Here is an 18,995-nt window from a genome sequence, read left to right as displayed (position 1 = left end):
GCGCTCTGAAGTTTCCTGTCCCCGGGACCCCAACCCCGTGCTGTCACTCATAGTAAACACACGGATACGCTCCGTGGCTAGGGGGTCTGCGGGCCCAATTGGGAAGAGCGCGCGCCGGGTTGACGTACCCAGACGTCCCACGTTTGAACCGTCGGAATCAGACGTCGAATACGTCGAATACAGCGTCACACAAGTACATGGTCGACGAAGCACCAGCGCCAGTGCTCACCGGGCTCGTGAGTCCGCATGATGGGATGCCCCGAGTCCTTGTGGTGCTCCGCGGCGTGCCTTCCGGGCGAGGAGTCGCAGCAGCCGACATGACCGCAGGTGAGACAAAGCCGCAGTTGTACGGGGTGCGAGCCCTCCGCGAGGCACTGCGGACAGGTGTCGCTCAGGGGCTTGGGTTCCGGGTGCGGCAGCGCGTCGGCGTGCGTGCACTGTTTCATGATTGCCAGGTTACGACGGGCGCGTGGATGACCGCGCGGAAAAACGAGGGCGGGAACGATGGACGTGATGCCACTGCTGTTGCTGGTGGCGGGCAGCGCCGCTGTCGCAGCGGCTGCCCGGCGTACCCCGGTGCCGGCTCCGCTGCTGCTGGTCGCGGCCGGCCTGGCGGTCTCGTACGTCCCCGGAGTGCCCGATTACACACTCGACCCGCACATCGTCCTGCCGCTCGTCCTGCCCCCGCTGCTGCACTCGGCGGCCACCGACAGCTCGTACCTCGATCTGCGCGCGCAGATGCGGCCGGTGGCGCTGATGTCGGTCGGGTACGTGCTCTTCGCGACCTTCGTCGTCGGCTGGGCGGTCTATGTGATCGTGCCCGATCTGCCGCTGACAGCGGCGCTGGTGCTCGGCGCGGTGGTCGCGCCGCCGGACGCGGTGGCGGCGACGGCGATCGCGCGCCGGGTGGGGCTGCCGTCCCGGATCACCACGATCCTCCAGGGCGAGTCCCTGGTGAACGACGCCACCGCGATCACCGCCTACCGGGTGGCCCTCGCCGCCGCGGTCGGGGAGGGCGCCACCTGGGCGGGCGGGATCGCCGAGTTCGTGGTCGCGGCGGTCGGCGGCGTCGGCATCGGGCTGGTGCTGATGGTGCCGATCCACTGGCTGCGCGTCCACGTCAAGGAGGCGCTGCTGCAGAACACGCTCTCCCTGATGATCCCCTTCGTCGCCTACGCGGCCGCCGAGCAGGTGCACGCCTCCGGAGTCCTCGCCGTCGTGGTCGTCGCCCTCTACCTCGGACATCGCGCCTGGGAGGTCGACTTCGCGACCCGCCTCCAGGAGGACGCGGTCTGGAAGATGGTGGCGTTCGTCCTGGAGTCGTCGGTGTTCGCGCTGATCGGACTGCAACTGCCGGTCGTTCTCGAGGGACTCGGGGAGTACGAGGGTGCCGACGCGGCCTGGTACGCGGTGGCCGTCTTCCTGGTCGTCGTCGCGGCCCGGTTCGTGTGGGTGTATCCGCTGGCCTACCTGTCGCGCCTGCTGTTCGCGGGGGCCCGTCAGCAAAGGCAGTACCCCGTCTGGAAGGGGTTGTTCGTCATGTCCTGGGCCGGGATGCGGGGGGTGGTCTCGCTGGCGATCGCCTTCTCGATCCCGCTGACGGTGGACGACGGCGAGCCCTTCCCCGAGCGCAACCTCATCCTCTTCCTGACCTTCACGACGGTCATCGGCACGCTGGTCCTCCAGGGCGTCACACTGCCCCCGCTGATCCGCCTGCTGAAGCTGCCCGGCCGGGACGAGCAGACCGAGACCCTCGCCGAGGCGAACGCCCAGGCGCAGGCCTCCCGGGCCGCCGAGCGCCGCCTGGACGAACTCCTCTCCGACGAACGCAACGCCCTCCCCGGGCCCCTCGCCGACCGCCTTCGCACCGTCCTGGAGCGCCGCCGCAACGCCGTCTGGGAACGCCTCGGCGCGGTCAACCCCGTCACCGGCGAAACCGCCGACGACACCTACCGCCGCCTGTCCCGGGAGATGATCGCCGCCGAACGCGAGGTGTTCGTCAAGCTACGCGACGGCCGCTACATCGACGACGAGATGCTGCGGACGCTGCTGCGCAGGCTGGACCTGGAGGAGGCGGCGGCCTTCCGGGAGACGACGTAAGCGTTCGGCCGGATATGCAGTTCGTTCGCCGCGGGCCGGTGGGGGCTGGTCGCGCAGTTCCCCGCGCCCCTAGCGGGGCGCGGCGCGTGTCAGTCGAAAGGGCGGCCCGTGATGATCGCCGCCACCGTCGTCCCGCGCGGGAAGGCGCCCTCTTCCGCGAGGGCGACAAGGGCGTACAGCAACTTGGCGACATAGAGACGCTCGACGGGCAGGCCGTGGCGGTTCTCGAAGTCCTCGGCGAAGGCGTCCAGGGCGGGGGCGGTGCGGGCGTAGCCGCCGAAGTGGAAGCGGTCGTCCAGGGTCCAGGTGCCTCGGGGGCCGCCGAAAGCCCGGGACTGGAGGGCCTGGACGTCGGCGGTCAGGAAACCCCCTTTGAGCACCGGAACGCCGAGAGCGCGTTGGTCGGGGGCGAGCCCTGCGGCCAGTCCGGCGAGTGTGCCGCCGGTGCCGCAGGCGACCGCGACGATGTCGGCGTGACCGCGCAGCTCCTCGCCGAGCATCTGACAGCTGCGTACGGCAAGGCGGTTGCTGCCGCCCTCGGGGACGACGTACGCGTCCTCGGCGCTCACCGCGCGCAGGACGGCCGCCAGGGTGTCGGGTTCGGACTTGCGGCGGTACGTCGATCTGTCGACGAAGTGCAGGCGCATGCCGTCGGCCGCGCACCGGGCGAGGGAGGGGTTGAGCGGGCGGTCGGCGAGCTCCTGGCCGCGGACCACGCCGACCGTGGGCAGGCCGAGGAGGCGGCCCGCGGCGGCCGTGGCGCGCAGGTGGTTGGAGTAGGCGCCGCCGAAGGTGACGACGGTGCGTCCGGCCGCCGCGGTGAGGTTCGGCGCGAGCTTGCGCCACTTGTTGCCGATCAGCTCCGGGTGGATCAGGTCGTCGCGCTTGAGGAGCAGGCGGATGCCGTTGCGGGTGAAACGGTCGTCCGTGACCTCCTGCACGGGCGAGGGGAGGCGGGGGTGCAGGTCGGTGAGGGGGGAGGTGTCGGGGCCGGGCACCTCGTCATTGTCGCTCCTACGTCAGCCGGTCCCGGATGCGCTGCCGCATCGCCGCCATCGTGAACCCCCGTGGGTCCACCTTCCCCGGCTGCCATTCCAGATGGCCGATGACCGAGCGCTCCGTCCAGCCGTGGTGGCGGCAGACCGCGGCGGCGGCCCGCTCGATCGCCTCCAACTGGGCCGCGGGCCAGGGGTCCTCGCCGTCGCCGAGGTTCTCGCACTCGAAGCCGTAGAAGTGGCGGTTGCCGTCGGTGTTGGCCTCGTTGTCCGGCGGGAGCGCGTTCTCGGCGATCACCGCGCGCAGGACGTCGTCGTCGCCGAGGCCCGCGTGGTTGGCGCGGCCGTAGCCGACCAGGTGGACGGTGCCGTCCTTGGTGATCACGCCCTGGCACAGGGGCCCCGGCAGACCCTCGTAGCCGTTCCGGCACAGATCGACCGTGTGTTTGCTGCCCTTGGTCACCGTGTGGTGGATCATCACGCCGTGGACCGGTCCCCACGGGCCTTTGTGGTTGCGGTTGTGATGCCGCCAGTCGCCGACCTCGACGACCTTTAAGCCTTCCGCACGCAATCTCTTCAGGAAGTTGTCCGCGGACATGGGTGGGGCCATGACCGTCTCCTTCGCGCTGCACGACGCCCGCCGGACGCGGTCGTCTGGTGATGGCGGTGGACAGGGTCCCCATGAATGCCCAAGCGGCCCGTGATCCATTCCCGCTCTTTCGTGTAATAGCACCAGCACGCTCCGTGATGGAAGGCTTTGCCGTGCAGATCGATGCCCGGCGCAGATCGGCGCCGTTGCAGACCGGGAGGGCAATTCCACATGTCGGTAGGCGAAGAGGTCCGCACCGAGCAGGACAGGCCGCAGCAGAGTCTCGGCACGGCGGCCGCGCGGAACCTGGCCACCACCACCAAGTCCGTACCCCAGATGCAGGAGATCAGCTCGCGCTGGCTGCTGCGCATGCTGCCCTGGGTGAATGTAGAGGGCGGCACATACCGAGTGAACCGCCGCCTCACGTACGCCGTGGGCGACGCCCGCGTGACGTTCGTGAAGACCGGCGACCGGGTCGAGGTCATCCCCGCGGAGCTGCGCGAACTGCCGGCCCTGCGGTCGTACGAGGACGAGGAGGTGCTCTCCGAGCTGGCCCAGCGGTGCCGGCAGCAGGAGTTCGCCCCCGGCCAGGTGATCGCCGAGTTCGGCAGCCAGACCGGCGAGGTCTATCTTCTCGCGCACGGCAAGGTGGAGAAGGTCGGCACCGGCCCGTACGGCGACGACGCGGGCCTCGGAGTCCTCGCCGACGGCGCCTACTTCGGCGAGCAGTCGCTGCTGGACCCGGACGCCATCTGGGAGTACACGGCCCGCGCGCTCACCGCCTGCACGGTGCTCGTCCTCTCCCGCCAGGACGTCGAGCAGATCGCGGAGCGCGCCGACTCCCTGAGCGCGCACTTCGAGCAACTGCGCGCGATCCCCGAGCAGCGGACCAACAAGTACGGCGAGAAGGAGATCGACCTCTCGGCCGGCCACTCCGGTGAACCGGACATCCCGCACACCTTCGTCGACTACGAGGCCAAGCCCCGTGAGTACGAACTGAGCGTCGCCCAGACCGTCCTGCGCATCCATTCGCGCGTGGCCGACCTCTACAACAAGCCGATGAACCAGACCGAGCAGCAGCTAAGGCTGACGGTCGAGGCGCTGAAGGAGCGCCAGGAGCACGAGCTCATCAACAACCGCGAGTTCGGACTGCTCAACAACTGCGAGTACGAGCAGCGCATCCAGCCGCACGACGGTGTGCCCGGCCCGGACGACATGGACGAGCTGCTCAGCAGGCGCCGCGGCACCAAGCTGTTCCTCGCCCACCCGCGCGCGATCGCCGCGTTCGGCCGCGAGCTGAACAAGCGCGGACTGGTGCCCGAGACCATCGACATCGGCGGCAACCGCATCCCCACCTGGCGCGGTGTCCCGGTCTTCCCGTGCAACAAGATCCCGGTCACCGACGCCCGTACGACCTCGATCATCGCGATGCGTACCGGCGAGTCCGACCAGGGCGTCATCGGTCTGCACGCGACCGGGATCCCGGACGAGATCGAGCCGAGCCTGTCCGTGCGCTTCATGGGCATCAACGAACAGGCGGTCATCAACTACCTGGTGACGGCGTACTACTCGGCAGCGGTCCTGGTGCCGGACGCGCTCGGCGTCCTGGAGAACGTCGAGATCGGCCGCTGGTGACCGTCCCCGTCCGCACGCGGTGTCCCCGCCCGCCAGGGCGGGTACACCCTCGGGGTACGCGCCCAGCCGTAGCGGAAGCGCCACCGCCCGCAGACTCTCCGAGGCGATCCCATGGGTGAGTTCATGACGGAGGCGAAGCAACGCACCGCCGGACCAAGGCGGTTCACCGAGACACCGGAAAGGCAAGGGCCCATCGCGCAGCGGACGGACACCGGCCATGACCGGCTCGACGGGCACGAGGCGCCGGCGATCCTGGAGCGCGCCCGGACATCGGTCGACCCCGAACTGCGCTCCGCCGTGGAGTCGCTGCCCGGCTCCATGCGCCGTGTCGCGCTCTACCACTTCGGGTGGGAGCACGCGGACGGCACACCCGCGGCGGGCAACGGGGGCAAGGCGATCCGTCCCGCACTCGTCCTCACCGCGGCCGCCGCGCTCGGCGGACCCGCGGCACGGACGGCGGCCGTACGGGCGGCCGCGGCGGTGGAGCTGGTCCACAACTTCACGCTGCTGCACGACGACGTGATGGACCGGGACACCACCCGACGGCACCGGCCCACCGCCTGGACCGTGTTCGGCGACGCCGACGCGATCCTCGCCGGGGACGCCCTCCAGGCACTCGCGCTGCGGCTGCTCGCCGAGCATCCGCATCCGGCGTCCGCGGCGGCCGGGGCCCGGCTCGCGGACTGCGTCGTCGAACTGTGCGAAGGCCAGCACGCGGACGTGGACATGGAGCGGCGCGGCCCCGACGAGGTAGGCCTCGACGAAGTGCTCGCCATGGCCGAGGCGAAGACGGGCGCGCTGCTCGGGTGCTCCTGTGCGCTGGGCGCGCTGTACGCGGGGGCGGCGAAGGAGGACGTCGAGGCGCTGGACGCGTTCGGCCGGGAGGCCGGGCTCGCCTTCCAGCTCATCGACGACGTGATCGGCATATGGGGCGACCCGTGCCGCACCGGCAAGCCGGCCGGAGCGGACCTGGCCGTCCGCAAGAAGTCGCTGCCGGTGGTCGCCGCACTGGTCTCGGGCACCCCGGCCGCCGCCGAACTCGCCGAACTCTACCGAGGGCCGTATCAGGAGGCGGACCTGGAGCGCACCGTACTGGCAGTGGAGCAGGCGGGCGGGCGCGAGTGGGCGCAGGCCCAGGCAGCCGACCGCATGGCCCACGCCATGCGACAGCTCTCCCGGGCGGTTCCGGACCCGGAGGCGGCGGGCGACCTGCTCGCGCTGGCGGAGTTCGTGACGCGGCGGAGCAGTTGAGGTCGGCTGACGTCACAGCGACCGTCGAACGGAAAGCTCTCCCGGAATGACCCCGGAGCCTCCGGGCCCGCGCGGCTCCTGACCCCGCGCGGTCACCGGAGGCTCCGGCACGGCGGGTCCCGCGCATCCCCACGGTGCGCGGGGCCCGTCCCTTACCGGCCCGAGGAGCAGAGCCGCCCTTGCCGCCCGAAGGCCGACCCAGCAACCGGATAGGCTTCAACGGCCATACGATCAAGGCCGGTTGAGGTGAAGGGGCGACACATGGGCGTGGCGATCCGGACGGCGGGCGAGGGTGACCGGGACCTGGTGGTCCGGCTCCTGGACGAGGCGTTCCAGGACGACCCGGTCAGCAGCTGGATCTTCCCCGGCGCCACATACCGCCGTACGACCCACTCCAAGCTGATGGCTGCCTTCACGGACGTCGTGCTCGCCGAGGGTCGGATCGACGTCACCGAGGACGGCACGGCCTGCGCGCTCTGGCTGTCCGTGCCGGCGGCGGACCCGGCCGACGCTCACGCCGACGACGGCGAAGCCGCCCAGGTGCGTGAGGCCGTCGACCCGGACAACGAGCGCGTCGAGCTGATCGCCCGGCTGACGGCCGAGATCCACCCCTCGGACCGGGCCCACGCCTACCTGTGGATGATCGGCGTCGCCCCCGGTCATCAGGGCAAGGGCCTCGGCACCGGCCTCATCGCCGCGACCCTCGACCGCTGCGACCGTGAGGGCCTGCCCGCCTATCTGGAGGCGAGCAACGCCCGTAGCCGCGGGCTGTATGAACGCCTCGGGTTCGAGTTCACCGGCCGTGCGCTTGACCTCCCGGACGGGCCGCGGATGTGGCCGATGTGGCGTGAACCTCGCTGAGCGCTCCGCTGGGGGGCGGTTCGTCACCTGCGGGTCCGTCGTGGCTGGTCGCGCCCACGCGGCGGAGCCGCAAATCGATACAGCCCCGCGCCCCTTACGGGGCGCTGCCCCCAGGTCCGCTGATCACGCCTCCGGTACCACCGTCGTCACGATCCGTTCCACCAGGTCCTCCGGGACCGTGACTCCCGGCAGTACGCCGTCCAGGACGCCCGGCAGTGTCAGGTGCTCCAGGATCAGGCCGAGCATCGCCAGATACAGGACGGCGACGGTCTCGTCACCGCCGGGCAGGCCGGCGTCACGGTGGAACTCCATGCCGTACTCGAGGTCTCCGCGGACCGACTTGGTGAACGAGGCGAGCAGTTCGGGGCGGCGGGTGGCTTCGAGGCGCATCTCCAGGAGGGCGAGATAGCCCGTGCGGTCGCCGGTCGCGCGGGCCATCAGGTCGTGCATGAAGGCGGTGACCAGGGAGCGGTCCCTCGGTCTTGTCATCAGCTCGCGCAGCACCTCGGGGTCCGGCGCCAGCCGTGTGTGCAGCCGGGCGTCGATCTGGCGCAGCAGCTCGTCGCGCCCGGTGAAGTAGTTGGAGGCGGTGCCCACCGGCACCCCGGCCTCGACGTCCACCGCGCGGAACGTCAGCCCCCGCGCCCCCTCCCGCGCGAGCACCTCGACCCCGGCATCGACGAGCGCGGCCCGGCGCTCCGGATTCCTGGCCAATGCGGAACCCCCTCTCCCACTTGATTCCGGTCCTGAATATCCCTTGCAACCACTACAAGCGAAGTACTACAACTGAAGTGGTTCACAGTCCAGCCTACGGAAAGAGACCAGCTTGCGAAAGCTCACGTACTACATCGCCTGCTCGCTCGACGGCTTCATCGGCGACCCGGCCGGCGACGGGAGCGCCATGGTCAGCTTCGTCGACGAGGAGTTCTTCGAGTTCCTCAAGAGCGAGTATCCCGAGACCCTGCCCACCCAGGGCCGCCGCGCACTCGGCGTCGACGACCTGGAGAACAAGCGGTTCGACACGATCATCCAGGGCCGCGGCAGCTACGAGGTGGCCCTGAAAGAGGGCGTCACCAGCCCGTACGCCCATCTGCGCGAGTACGTCGCCTCGCGCACCCTGAAGGAGTCACCGGACCCGCATGTCGAGATCATCGCCGACGACCTGGTCGGCAAGGTCCGCGAACTGAAGGCGGAGGAGGGCGAGTTCGGCATCTATCTGTGCGGCGGCTCGCAGCTCGCGGGCGAACTGCTCGACGAGATCGACGAACTCGTCATCAAGTCGTATCCGATCGTGTACGGCTCGGGCATGCCGATGTTCGGGTCCGGCTCCGCGGTCACGGAGTTCACGCTCGACGACGTGCGCACGTTCAAGAACGGGGCGGTCGTGCGGACGTACAGCAGGAAGCGCTGAGGCCCTTACCGCTCTACGCTTGGGACATGGACAGCGAAAAGCACGCCTGTCCCGCCTGCGGACAGCCTGTCGAAACGGTCGTCAAGCGCCACAAGACGCTGGGCGCATGGGTTCCGGTGTGGGTACCGGGACCGTGCCACAACCCCGAGTGCAAGGCATACGTCGACGTGGGCACCGAGCCCGTCGAGGAGCCTGCGCGGAGCACACCGAAGAAGAGCGCGGCGAAGAAGACCGCCGCCAAGAAAAACTGAAGCCCGTGTCGAGAAGCGTCGGCCGGCTCCGACGTCCCCTGTGAGAGCCGCCCACCGGAGGGCGGCCCGAACCGAAGGAGCGGACTGATGAAGTATCTGGTGATGGTGCAGGGCTCGCAGGCGGACTACGAGGCGCAGAAGGGCAAGGCGTCCGAGACCTCGCCGGCCTGGACCGAGCAGGACGTACAGGCGATGTTCGCCCACATGGGCGCGATCAACGACGACCTCGCCGAGACCGGCGAACTGGTCGACGCCCAGGGACTGGTCGAGCCCGCCCGCACCCGGCACGTCAGCCTCGGCTCGGACGGCAAGCCCGTCATCACCGACGGCCCCTACGGCGAGACCAAGGAGCTGCTGGCCGGCTACTGGGTCCTGGACTGCGCGAGCCTGGAGCGGGTCACGGAGATCGCCGCCCGTGTCCTGCAGTGCCCGCAGCCCGAGGGTGCGCCGGTGTACCCGATCGTGATCCGGCCCATCGGCGAGGACACCGGAGACGTCTGAACCCCATGAGCGACACCGTCGAGGACCTGCTGCGCCACCACGCGCCGCAGGTCCTCGGCGCGCTCGTGCGGCGGTACGGCCATTTCGACGCCGCCGAGGACGCCGTACAGGAGGCGCTGCTCGCCGCGGCCGGGCAGTGGCCCTCGGCCGGGGTTCCGGACAATCCGCGCGGTTGGCTCATCAAGGTGGCCTCGCGGCGGCTCGTGGACGCGCTGCGGGCCGACGACGCCCGGCGGGCTCGGGAGGAGAAGGCGGTGGCGCTCGGTGCGCGCCTCACGCCCGGTGAGGACCGTGCTCCCCGCGAGGACGACACCCTCTCCCTGCTCTTCCTGTGCTGCCATCCCGATCTGACCCCGCCCGCGCAGATCGCGCTCACCCTGCGCGCCGTCGGCGGTCTGACCACGGCGGAGATCGCCCGCGCCTGGCTGGTTCCCGAGGCGACCATGGCGCAGCGGATCAGCCGGGCCAAGCAGAAGCTGCGCGGCGTGAGCTTCGGGCGCCCCGACAACTGGGCGGAGCGGCTGCCCGCCGTCCTGCACACCCTCTACCTGATCTTCAACGAGGGCTATACGGCGACCTCGGGCCGCAGCCTGCAGCGCCGCGATCTCGCGGGCGAGGCGATCAGGCTGACCCGTACGGCGCACCGGCTGCTCCCGGACTCCGGCGAGGTGTCCGGCCTGCTGGCCCTGATGCTGCTCACCGATGCCCGCCGCGACGCGCGCACCGGCCCGCACGGCGAACTCGTCCCGCTCGACGAACAGGACCGCGAGCGCTGGGACAAGGCCGCGATCGACGAGGGCGTCGCCCTGGTCACCCGCGCCCTGGCGCGCGGACCCGCGGGCCCGTACCAGGTGCGGGCCGCCATCGCCGCCGTACACGACGAGGCGCCGTCCGCCGAGGCGACCGACTGGCACGAGATCCTCGGCCTGTACGACGTGCTGGTCCGGCTGGTGCCCGGTCCCGTCGAGCGGCTCAACCGGGCCGTCGCGGTGGCCATGGTCGACGGCCCGTACGCCGGACTCGCGGAACTCGACGTGCTGGAAGGGGCCGCCGGGCATCGGCGGGACGCCGTGCGGGGCCATCTCCTGGAGCGGGCCGGTGAGCCGGAAGCTGCCTGCGCCGCCTACGAGTCGGCTGCCGCGCAGACCCTGAGCCTGCCGGAGCAACGCTATTTGCAGGGGCGGGCGGCCCGGCTCAGGTCATAGCCTCACTCCATGCCACACATCCTCCACATCACCGAGCGTTCCCTCTGGGACGCCGCCCGCGCGCGGGGCACGTACGAGATGTCGACCCGCGGCCGCACCCTCCAGGAAGAGGGCTTCATCCACTGCTCGACCCGTGCCCAACTCCCGCGCGTCGCCGAGTTCCTGTACGGCTCGTACGACGGGCCCGATGAGCTGGTGGTCCTGGTCATCGACCCCGAGCGGCTGGACGTACCTCTGAAGTATGAGGCGCCGGAGGGCGAGGGCGAGGAGTTCCCGCATGTGTACGGGCCCGTGCCGGTGGGGGCGGTGGTGGATGTGGAGGTGTGGGGGTGAGGGCTGGACGCCGCCGGTTATGGCGCTGGACGGTCACCGTGTGGGCGGTCGCCGTCGTCGTCGGGGGTGGGCTGACGCTGTGGCTGCAGGATTCGGCCGAGCCGCCGGAGCCGTACGGCCGAAAGGAGACGGCCTCTCCGACGCCGTCGCTGCCAGAGGACATCGAGTCTCTCTGCCCGTCCCTGACGTCTCATCCGGACGAGGAGGTCATCTTGTGCGCGTACGCGACCATGCGCTAGCTCGGTAGCCCGCCCGTCTCCGGATCACGGCCCGTCAGGCAATACGTTCCGCCCACCGGATCCCGCATCACCGTCCAGTGGCGGCCCGCGGCGACGAAGGACGCGCCCAGGCGCTCGTGCGCGGCGCGGGTCGCCGGGATGTCGGCGCAGGCGAGGTCCAGGTGGGCGGAGGTGGGGCGTTCCTCGCCGAGCCGCTGGAGCAGGATGCGGATGGGCAGCCCGGGCGGCGGCCCCAGCACATGGAACTCGGGGAGGGAGCCGGGCGCCGACACCCAGTCCCCCAACAGGCCGCTCCAGAAGGCGATTTCGGTGTCGTACAGCGACGGCGGTGCGTCGACGCAGACCTGGTCGAGCCGGGTGCCGCGCACCACGGGCGGCCGTACCGACTCCCCGTGCCAGGGCACGGCGCAGAACAGCTGCCCGGCGGGGGAGCGGAGCACCGCCCAGTCGCCGTGGTCGGCGACGACATCCGCGCCCGCTGTGAGCGCCGACGTCACCAAGCCCCGTACGTCGTCCGCAGCGAAGTCGAGATGCGCCCCGCCCGCGCCGGAGTCGACCCCCTGGACCTTCACGCAGGCGTCCGCCGCGCCGGGGAGCAGGGTCGCGAACTCCCCGTGGTCGCCCCGCGGCTGTGACAGCCGTGTGTCCGTGACCGCCGTCCAGAAATCGGCGGCGCGGTCGAGGAGCCCGGCAGGGCGGTCGACGAAGGCGTAGGTCCAGCGGATGGTCATGGGGTGATCGTAGGTCGGAGCGCCGCAGCCGCTCCGCCGGTTTTCCCCGGCGCCCGGCGCTGGAGTTTGCGGATGTTAAAGACGACCCAGACGGAGCCTTTGCCTCCAGTTCGCCGGGTATTGGGAAGCGCTTGCTTGGCTCGAACAATGGATCACATCACGTTCCTCGTGGCGGTCGTCATCGTCACGGCGCTGGCCTTCGACTTCACCAACGGATTCCACGACACCGCCAACGCGATGGCGACGTCCATCGCGACAGGAGCGCTCTCACCACGTACGGCGGTGCTGGTGAGCGGTGTGCTGAACGTCGTCGGCGCCTTCCTCTCCACCGAGGTGGCCAAGACGATATCCGGCGGCATCGTGGACGACACGCTCGTCACACCCGGCATGATCTTCGCCGGGCTGGTCGGCGCGATCCTGTGGAACCTGCTGACCTGGCTCGCCGGACTGCCGTCGAGTTCCTCGCACGCCCTGTTCGGCGGGCTGATCGGTGCGGTGTGGGTCGGTGCAGGCGCGAACGGCGTGCACTTCGACAAGGTGGTCGAGAAGGTGCTGATCCCGGCGGTGGCCTCGCCGGTCGTCGCCGGGGCCGCCGCGCTGATCGCGACGTACCTCGCCTACCGGCTCACCGCACGGGCCCGGGAGAAGTCCGTGACCAAGGGCTTCCGGATCGGGCAGATCGCCTCCGCCTCGCTCGTCTCCCTCGCGCACGGCACGAACGACGCGCAGAAGACCATGGGCGTCATCACGCTGACCCTGATCTCCGCGGGCGCCCTCGGCCACGACGCCGGTCCGCCGCTGTGGGTCATCGCGTCCGCCGGTCTCGCGATCGGCCTCGGCACCTACCTCGGCGGCTGGCGGATCATCCGCACCATGGGCAAGGGCCTGACCGAGATCCAGTCGCCGCAGGGCTTCGCCGCCGAGACCGCGTCGACCACCGTCATCCTCACCTCCGCCCACCTCGGCTTCGCCCTGTCCACCACCCAGGTCGCCTCCGGCAGCATCCTCGGCGCGGGACTGGGCAGGCGTCTTGCGGAGGTGCGCTGGGGAGTCGCCGGCCGGATGGTGATCGCCTGGCTGATCACGCTGCCCGCAGCGGCGATCGTCGGAGGCCTGGCCGCCGGCCTGGTCACGCACGGCGGGAACATCGGTACGGCCGTGGTCGCGTTGGTCGCCGTCGCGGTCGCCGCGGGCATCGTCGTCGCCTCGCGCCGCAACCCGGTGGACGCGAAGAACGTGAACGACCACCACGAGGTCTCGATCCGCACGGCGCCGGCAAGCGTCGGCACGGCCGCCTGAGCAACGGGAGTTGGACATGGAGCTGGACTGGAGCGCCCTCGGTCAGGTCGCCGCGGTGAGCCTCGGCGTCACCGTGGCCGTGGCGGTCGTCTTCGCCCTCGGCGTGCTCGGGCTCGCCCGCGTCGAGGGGACGAGGGAGACTGACGGGGGTACCCATGCGCTCGGCCTCGCCCAGGCCGGACTCTGTTTTCTCGCCTGCGCGGCGGTCGTCGCGTACGGCATCTATCTGATCGTGCCGCAATTCCACTGAAGCACCGAAGCCGGGGAGGGCGACAGGATGACCACGCCACTGCTGTCAGGACTGACGGTCGACTACAGCGACCTCGACGAGCCTGTTCTGATCAAGCCGGACGGAAACCCGGTCGAGACCTGGCGGGAGAACTACCCGTACGCCGAGCGCATGGAGCGCAAGGAGTACGAGTGGCACAAGCGGCTCCAGCAGATCGAACTGCTGAAGCTGCAGAGCTGGATCAAGGAGACCGGCCGCCGGCTCGTCATCGTCTTCGAGGGGCGGGACGCGGCCGGCAAGGGCGGCACGATCAAGCGCTTCACGGAGCACCTCAATCCGCGTGGCGCACGGGTCGTGGCGCTGGTGAAGCCCACGGAGCGCGAGCGCGGGCAGTGGTACTTCCAGCGCTACGTCGAACACCTGCCGACCGCCGGAGAGATCGTCCTGTTCGACCGCTCCTGGTACAACCGGGCCGGTGTGGAACGGGTGATGGGCTTCTGCTCGGACGACGAGTACTGGCGCTTCATGCGCCAGGCCCCGCTGTTCGAGCGGATGCTGGTCGACGACGGCGTGGACCTGATCAAGTTCTGGTTCTCGGTCTCGCAGAAGGAACAGATCACCCGCTTCACCATCCGCCAGGTCGACCCCGTACGGCAGTGGAAGCTCAGCCCGATGGACCTGGCCTCCCTGGACCGCTGGGACGACTACACCGCCGCCAAGGTCGCCATGTTCCGCGAGACGGACACCGAACAGGCGCCCTGGACCGTGGTGAAGTCCAACGACAAGAAGCGCGCCCGCGTCGAGGCCATGCGCAGCGTGCTGGCCCGCTTCGACTACACCGACAAGGACCACGAAATCGTCGGCACGCCGGACCCGCGCATCGTGGGCGCGGCGGCGAACCTGCTGGAAGCGGGGGAGGACGACACGGAGCGGTGATCCGCCCCGGAAACGCGAAGGGCCCGGTCGGACAACCGACCGGGCCCTTTCCGTACGGCGCCTGAGTACGCGTACTCAGGTCGGTTGCGTCGCTTCGCCCTGGCCCGGCCGGTCCGCGCTCCCCACTATGTGGGTGCTCCCCGTGTCGAGAGAGGTGCTTATGGGCCCTGACCTGCTACAGCTGCGCGCCGCAACTCCGGAGGACCTGGAGTGGATTCATGAACTCCGTCACCGGGTCTACGCACGGGAGTTGGGCCAGCATGCGCCCGATCCGTCCGGGCGGCTGCGCGACGGACTGGACGGCGACAACGTCTATCTGGTCGCGGCGCGCGGCGCCACCCGTATCGGCTTCGTCAGCCTCACTCCGCCCTGGCTGGGGCGGTACGCGCTGGACAAGTACCTGACGCGCGACGAACTGCCGCTGCTGACCGACGGCGACCCGTTCGAGGTGCGCATCCTCACCGTCGAACCGCACCGCCGGTCGAGTGTGGCGGCGGCCCTGCTGATGTACGCGGCCCTGCGCTGGATCGCCGCCCGGGGCGGTCGCCATGTGGTGGCGATGGGGCGTACGGAACTGCTCGACATGTACCGGGCGGTTGGCCTGCGCCCGGTCGGTCGTACGGTCCACAGCGGTGCGTTGACCTTCGAGGTGCTGACCGGCAGCGTGACCGAGCTGACGAAGGCCGCGATGGGCCGTTACCGCACCACGCTGGAGCGCCTGCGGTCCACCGTGGACTGGCGGCTGGACATGCCCTTCGCACCCCGGCCGGACGGCTGCGAACACGGCGGGGCCTCGTTCACCGCCATCGGCACCGACTTCCGCAGCCTGCACCGGCGCCATCAGGTCGTCGCGGCCGACGTGCTGGACGCCTGGTTCCCGCCGGCCCCCGGTGTGCGGGCGGCGCTGGCGGACGACCCGGCCTGGGTCGCCCGGACCTCCCCGCCGACCGGCGCCGAGGGCCTGTTGGCGGAGATCGCCGCGGCCCGGGGCCTGCCGACGGAGACGCTCGCGGTCGGCGCCGGTTCGTCCGACCTGATCTTCCGGGCGTTCGGCCAATGGCTGACCCCCGAGAGCAGGGTGCTGCTGATGGACCCGGGCTACGGCGAATACGCCCACGTCACGGAGCGGGTGATCGGATGCCGAGTGGACCGGTTCCGGTTGCGCCGCGAGGACGGCTGGCGCATCGACCCGGACCGGCTGTCCGCCGCCGTCGCCTCAGGCCGCTACGACCTCGTGGTCGTGGTCAACCCGAACAACCCGACCGGCCGCCACGCGCCCGCCGCGGAGCTGCGCTCGGTCATCGCCGCCGCACCGGCCCGGACCCGCTGGTGGATCGACGAGGCATACCTGGGCTACGTCGGCCTGACCGAGTCGCTCGCCGACCTCGCGGCGGTGGACCCGCGGGTGGTGGTCTGCACGTCACTGTCCAAGATGTACGCGCTGTCGGGCATGCGGGCCGCGTACCTGGTGGCCGAGCCGACCACCACGGCGCGGCTACGTCGATGGACGCCGCCTTGGCCGGTCAGCCTCCCGGCCCAGCTGGCCGCGGTCGCCGCCCTGCGCGACCCGGCGTACTACAGCGACCGCTGGCTCCGCACCCACGCGCTGCGACGGCAATTGGCCGCCGACCTGGGTGGGTTGGACGGTCTCGGCATGGTCGAGGAGGCAGTGGCGAACTTCCTCACCGTGACCCTGCCGACCGGTGGGCCGAGCGCGGCGGAAGTGGTGAGCGAATGCCGGCGCCACGACGTGTACGTACGCGATCTGTCGCCGCTGTCCCCGAGGTACGAGGGACGTACCGTCCGGATCGCGGTCAAGGACACGGCGGAGAACGCGCGCATCGTGGCGGCTGTTGAGGCCGCGCTGGACGCGCTACGGCCGGGGCGGGCTTCGCACTCCACTCTGGCTGCCGGATCCGCTCGATGATCACTGTGGCCTCGCTGGCGCCCTTCCTCGGTGGGGCGTTGGTGCTCGGCGGTATCGGGGTGGCGGTGTCCCGGCGTCGCGAGCTGCTGATCCGATGGTGCGCCTGGGCGGTCGGAGTGCCGCTGGTCACCGGTGCGTTCTGGCTGGGCCACCCCGGCACCGCGGCGATCGCCATCGTGGTGGGCGTGATCGGAGTGCTGGAGTTCGGCGGGCTGTTGCGGCTGGCCTGGATCGACCGGGCGGTACTGGCCGCCGCGGTGACAGGCGTGGTGCTGGCCGCCTGGCTGGCACCCGGAGAGATGCTGCGGGTCCTCGCGATCGGAGCGCTCGCCGTGGCCGCGGTGCCCCTGCTGACCGGCGACGCCGACCACGGCCTGCGCCGGCTCGGCGCCGGTCTGCTCGGACTGGCCTGGCTGAGTGTGCTTGCCGCGCTGGTACCGCTCGGGGCAACCGCGCTCGCCCTCTTCGTGGCGGTCTCGGTCGCCGACATCGTGGCGTACTTCGCGGGTCAACGGCTGGGCGGGCCACGTCTGTCCCCTCTGTCCCCGGCCAAACGCTGGAGCGGAACACTCGCCGGCGCCGCGGCCGGCCTCGGCGCGCTCGCCGTACTGTCGGCACTGAGCTGGCCGATGGCGGTCGCGGTGGCGGTCGGCGGCCCGGCCGGTGACCTTCTCGAGTCCATGGTCAAGAGAGGTGCGCAGACGAAGGACGCGGGGCAATGGCTGGCGGGGTCAGGGGGGTTGCTGGACCGGATCGACTCGTTGCTGATTGCGTTGGCGGTGCTGCTTGTGCTGCGCTGATGGCACGTCAAGCCGTGCCCGCGAGCCGGCTCGGAACGCGCGAGGGCCCGGCCGACGAACCGACCGGGCCCTTGCGGACGCCCGTTGACCTGCGATGGTGCACCGATCGCCGGCCATGGCAGGCTGACTTGCGTCAGGCCTTCTTGGTCTCCCAGAAGATCTTGTCGATCTGGGCGATGTAGTCGAGGGCCTTCTGGCCGGTCGCCGGGTCGGTGGAGCCCTTGGCGGCGGAGAGGGCCTTGAGGGCGTCGTTGACCAGCTGGTGCAGCTCCGGGTACTTCTCGAAGTGCGGGGGCTTGAAGTAGTCGCTCCAGAGCACCGAGACGTGGTGCTTGGCGAGTTCGGCGCGCTGCTCCTTGATGACGGTGGCGCGGGCCTGGAAGTGCGGGTCGTCGTTGGCGGCCATCTTCTCCTGCACGGCCTTCACCGACTCCGCCTCGATGCGGGCCTGGGCCGGGTCGTACACACCACAGGGCAGGTCGCAGTGTGCGCTGACCTTGACCTTGGGGGCAAACAGGCGGGAAAGCATGGAGCATTCCTTCCTCGTGATCGTCTTCTCAGGTGGGACATTACTCCCTGCAAGAGAGGTTTTCGCGAGTGCCCCCATGGGCTTAGGACAAAAGTCCGGGGTCAGACTGAGACTGGTGGAGGATCGAACCGGGGAGGTGCCGGGGATGCCGGAGCTGTCGCAGGAGACCGAGCGCGGGAGGTCGTTCCTGCCATTCGGGGTGGCCGAGGTGACCGGGCCGTCGATGGTGCCGACGCTGTATCACGGAGACCAGCTGGTGGTGCAGTGGGGAGCCAGGGTCGGGCCGGGTGACGTCGTCGTCCTGCGGCATCCGTTCCAGCAGGACCTGCTCGTCGTCAAGCGGGTCGCGGAGCGGCGCGAGGGCGGCTGGTGGGTGCTCGGGGACAACGCGTACGCCGGGGGCGACAGCACCGACTACGGGGCCGTCCCCGAGGAGCTGGTGCTCGGCAGGGTGCGTTTTCGGTACCGGCCGCTGAAGTCCGGTCAGCGCTCGCCGTTCGCGCTGGTGCGCTGGGCGGTGTCCGCCGCCAGGCCCGTCTTCTCCGACCGGTCGGCCTCCAGGCGCTTGCGGGCGCGGTAGGCGGCCACGTTGGCGCGGGTGGCGCAGCGGTCCGAGCAGTAGCGCCGGGAGCGGTTGGTCGAGGTGTCGAGGTAGGCGTTGCGGCAGGGTGCCGCCTCGCACAGGCCGAGCCGGTCCACGCCGTACTCGGTGAGGTGGAAGGCCAGGCCCATCGCCGCGATGGCCGCGTAGCCCGCGGTCGCGTTCGACGGGTGGTCCGCGAGGTGCATGTGCCACAGCGGGCGGCCGTCGTCGTCCCGGAAGTCGTGTCCGGAGATCTGCGGGCTCACCGGGAACTCCAGGAGCAGGGAGTTCAGCAGGTCCACGGCCAGGGTCTCGTCGCCCTTGTCCGCCGCCTCGAAGACCGCGCGCAGCCGCCCCCGGACCGAGCGGAACCGTGTCACGTCCGCGTCGGTGGCCCGGCGGGCCGCCGACTGGTTGCCGCCGAACAGGTCGCGGACGGCCTCGACCGAGGTCAGTGAGTCCTTGCCCCGGGCCGGTTCCTCGCTGTTGACGAGTCGGACGGCGTAATCCGAGTAATAGGCCAGTTCCACTTGTAGTCCTTACGGAGGCGTTCTATGGTCGTGATGCGGTCGGGGTAACAGCCGGTCGTA

Annotated in this window: 22 protein-coding genes; 15 read left to right on the top strand and 7 right to left on the bottom strand. The window is 70.6% G+C overall.

What is annotated here, in order from left to right:
• Window positions 1-185: 185 nt before the first annotated feature.
• Complete coding sequence (locus tag ACTWQO_RS07155; protein ID WP_443236367.1) at window positions 186-446, bottom strand: UBP-type zinc finger domain-containing protein; 261 nt, start codon at window positions 444-446, stop codon at window positions 186-188.
• Window positions 447-504: 58 nt separating this feature from the next.
• Between ACTWQO_RS07155 and ACTWQO_RS07150 the strand changes: the two genes are divergently transcribed.
• Window positions 505-2,100, top strand: a complete 1,596-nt coding sequence (locus ACTWQO_RS07150; RefSeq protein WP_443236366.1) for a Na+/H+ antiporter — start codon at window positions 505-507, stop codon at window positions 2,098-2,100.
• 89 nt (window positions 2,101-2,189) lie between these two features.
• On the opposite strand, the gene ACTWQO_RS07145 is transcribed toward ACTWQO_RS07150, so the two are convergent.
• Complete coding sequence (locus tag ACTWQO_RS07145; protein WP_443236365.1) at window positions 2,190-3,098, bottom strand: 1-aminocyclopropane-1-carboxylate deaminase/D-cysteine desulfhydrase; 909 nt, start codon at window positions 3,096-3,098, stop codon at window positions 2,190-2,192.
• 16 nt (window positions 3,099-3,114) lie between these two features.
• Complete coding sequence (locus ACTWQO_RS07140) at window positions 3,115-3,705, bottom strand: N-acetylmuramoyl-L-alanine amidase (protein ID WP_443236364.1); 591 nt, start codon at window positions 3,703-3,705, stop codon at window positions 3,115-3,117.
• Window positions 3,706-3,915: 210 nt separating this feature from the next.
• Between ACTWQO_RS07140 and ACTWQO_RS07135 the strand changes: the two genes are divergently transcribed.
• From ACTWQO_RS07135 to ACTWQO_RS07125, 3 genes are all read left to right on the top strand, one after another.
• On the top strand, window positions 3,916-5,319 hold the full coding sequence (locus tag ACTWQO_RS07135; RefSeq protein WP_443236363.1) for a family 2B encapsulin nanocompartment shell protein: 1,404 nt from the start codon (window positions 3,916-3,918) through the stop codon (window positions 5,317-5,319).
• Window positions 5,320-5,430: 111 nt separating this feature from the next.
• On the top strand, window positions 5,431-6,570 hold the full coding sequence (locus ACTWQO_RS07130) for a family 2 encapsulin nanocompartment cargo protein polyprenyl transferase (protein ID WP_443236362.1): 1,140 nt from the start codon (window positions 5,431-5,433) through the stop codon (window positions 6,568-6,570).
• A 261-nt stretch (window positions 6,571-6,831) separates the two neighbouring features.
• Complete coding sequence (locus ACTWQO_RS07125; RefSeq protein WP_443236361.1) at window positions 6,832-7,431, top strand: GNAT family N-acetyltransferase; 600 nt, start codon at window positions 6,832-6,834, stop codon at window positions 7,429-7,431.
• Between the two features lie 123 nt (window positions 7,432-7,554).
• Here the strand turns inward: ACTWQO_RS07125 and ACTWQO_RS07120 are convergent, their stop codons facing one another.
• Window positions 7,555-8,145: a TetR/AcrR family transcriptional regulator gene (locus ACTWQO_RS07120; protein ID WP_443236360.1), complete on the bottom strand. Its 591-nt coding sequence runs from the start codon at window positions 8,143-8,145 to the stop codon at window positions 7,555-7,557.
• A gap of 112 nt (window positions 8,146-8,257) precedes the next feature.
• Between ACTWQO_RS07120 and ACTWQO_RS07115 the strand changes: the two genes are divergently transcribed.
• From ACTWQO_RS07115 to ACTWQO_RS07095, 5 genes are all read left to right on the top strand, one after another.
• Entirely contained in the window at window positions 8,258-8,842 is a 585-nt protein-coding gene (locus tag ACTWQO_RS07115) for a dihydrofolate reductase family protein (protein WP_443236359.1), read from the top strand.
• 26 nt (window positions 8,843-8,868) lie between these two features.
• A complete protein-coding gene (locus ACTWQO_RS07110; RefSeq protein WP_443236358.1) occupies window positions 8,869-9,093 on the top strand; it encodes a hypothetical protein in 225 nt (74 codons plus the stop codon).
• 87 nt (window positions 9,094-9,180) lie between these two features.
• Window positions 9,181-9,594: a YciI family protein gene (locus ACTWQO_RS07105; protein ID WP_443236357.1), complete on the top strand. Its 414-nt coding sequence runs from the start codon at window positions 9,181-9,183 to the stop codon at window positions 9,592-9,594.
• A 5-nt stretch (window positions 9,595-9,599) separates the two neighbouring features.
• Window positions 9,600-10,799 carry an RNA polymerase sigma factor gene (locus ACTWQO_RS07100; RefSeq protein WP_443236356.1) on the top strand — a complete coding sequence of 400 codons (1,200 nt, stop codon included), beginning with the start codon at window positions 9,600-9,602 and terminating at the stop codon, window positions 10,797-10,799.
• Window positions 10,800-10,808: 9 nt separating this feature from the next.
• On the top strand, window positions 10,809-11,132 hold the full coding sequence (locus ACTWQO_RS07095) for a DUF952 domain-containing protein (RefSeq protein WP_443236355.1): 324 nt from the start codon (window positions 10,809-10,811) through the stop codon (window positions 11,130-11,132).
• Window positions 11,133-11,367: 235 nt separating this feature from the next.
• Here ACTWQO_RS07095 and ACTWQO_RS07090 read toward each other — a convergent pair whose 3' ends face one another.
• Window positions 11,368-12,102, bottom strand: a complete 735-nt coding sequence (locus ACTWQO_RS07090) for a VOC family protein (protein WP_443236354.1) — start codon at window positions 12,100-12,102, stop codon at window positions 11,368-11,370.
• 147 nt (window positions 12,103-12,249) lie between these two features.
• Between ACTWQO_RS07090 and ACTWQO_RS07085 the strand changes: the two genes are divergently transcribed.
• From ACTWQO_RS07085 to ACTWQO_RS07065, 5 genes are all read left to right on the top strand, one after another.
• Window positions 12,250-13,401 carry an inorganic phosphate transporter gene (locus ACTWQO_RS07085; protein WP_443236353.1) on the top strand — a complete coding sequence of 384 codons (1,152 nt, stop codon included), beginning with the start codon at window positions 12,250-12,252 and terminating at the stop codon, window positions 13,399-13,401.
• Between the two features lie 16 nt (window positions 13,402-13,417).
• A complete protein-coding gene (locus ACTWQO_RS07080) occupies window positions 13,418-13,651 on the top strand; it encodes a hypothetical protein (protein ID WP_443236352.1) in 234 nt (77 codons plus the stop codon).
• 27 nt (window positions 13,652-13,678) lie between these two features.
• Entirely contained in the window at window positions 13,679-14,566 is an 888-nt protein-coding gene (ppk2, locus tag ACTWQO_RS07075; RefSeq protein WP_362938708.1) for a polyphosphate kinase 2, read from the top strand.
• A 160-nt stretch (window positions 14,567-14,726) separates the two neighbouring features.
• Window positions 14,727-16,493: an aminotransferase class I/II-fold pyridoxal phosphate-dependent enzyme gene (locus ACTWQO_RS07070; protein WP_443236351.1), complete on the top strand. Its 1,767-nt coding sequence runs from the start codon at window positions 14,727-14,729 to the stop codon at window positions 16,491-16,493.
• Window positions 16,490-17,293: a phosphatidate cytidylyltransferase gene (locus tag ACTWQO_RS07065; protein ID WP_443236350.1), complete on the top strand. Its 804-nt coding sequence runs from the start codon at window positions 16,490-16,492 to the stop codon at window positions 17,291-17,293. The genes ACTWQO_RS07070 and ACTWQO_RS07065 overlap by 4 nt, the downstream gene beginning before the upstream one ends.
• A 133-nt stretch (window positions 17,294-17,426) precedes the next feature.
• Here the strand turns inward: ACTWQO_RS07065 and sodN are convergent, their stop codons facing one another.
• A complete protein-coding gene (gene sodN / locus ACTWQO_RS07060; protein ID WP_007491258.1) occupies window positions 17,427-17,822 on the bottom strand; it encodes a superoxide dismutase, Ni in 396 nt (131 codons plus the stop codon).
• Window positions 17,823-17,967: 145 nt separating this feature from the next.
• On the opposite strand from sodN, the gene sodX reads away from it, so the two are divergent.
• Window positions 17,968-18,402, top strand: coding sequence for a nickel-type superoxide dismutase maturation protease (sodX, locus tag ACTWQO_RS07055; protein WP_443236454.1), 435 nt, complete (start codon window positions 17,968-17,970; stop codon window positions 18,400-18,402).
• Here the strand turns inward: sodX and ACTWQO_RS07050 are convergent.
• Window positions 18,306-18,935, bottom strand: a complete 630-nt coding sequence (locus ACTWQO_RS07050) for a CGNR zinc finger domain-containing protein (protein ID WP_210572423.1) — start codon at window positions 18,933-18,935, stop codon at window positions 18,306-18,308. The genes sodX and ACTWQO_RS07050 overlap by 97 nt on opposite strands.
• Between the last annotated feature and the right edge of the window lie 60 nt (window positions 18,936-18,995).

The sequence above is a fragment of the Streptomyces sp. 4N124 genome, from assembly GCF_052245395.1.
Taxonomy (GTDB): domain Bacteria; phylum Actinomycetota; class Actinomycetes; order Streptomycetales; family Streptomycetaceae; genus Streptomyces.
This window is presented reverse-complemented; position numbering and strand designations above follow the sequence as displayed.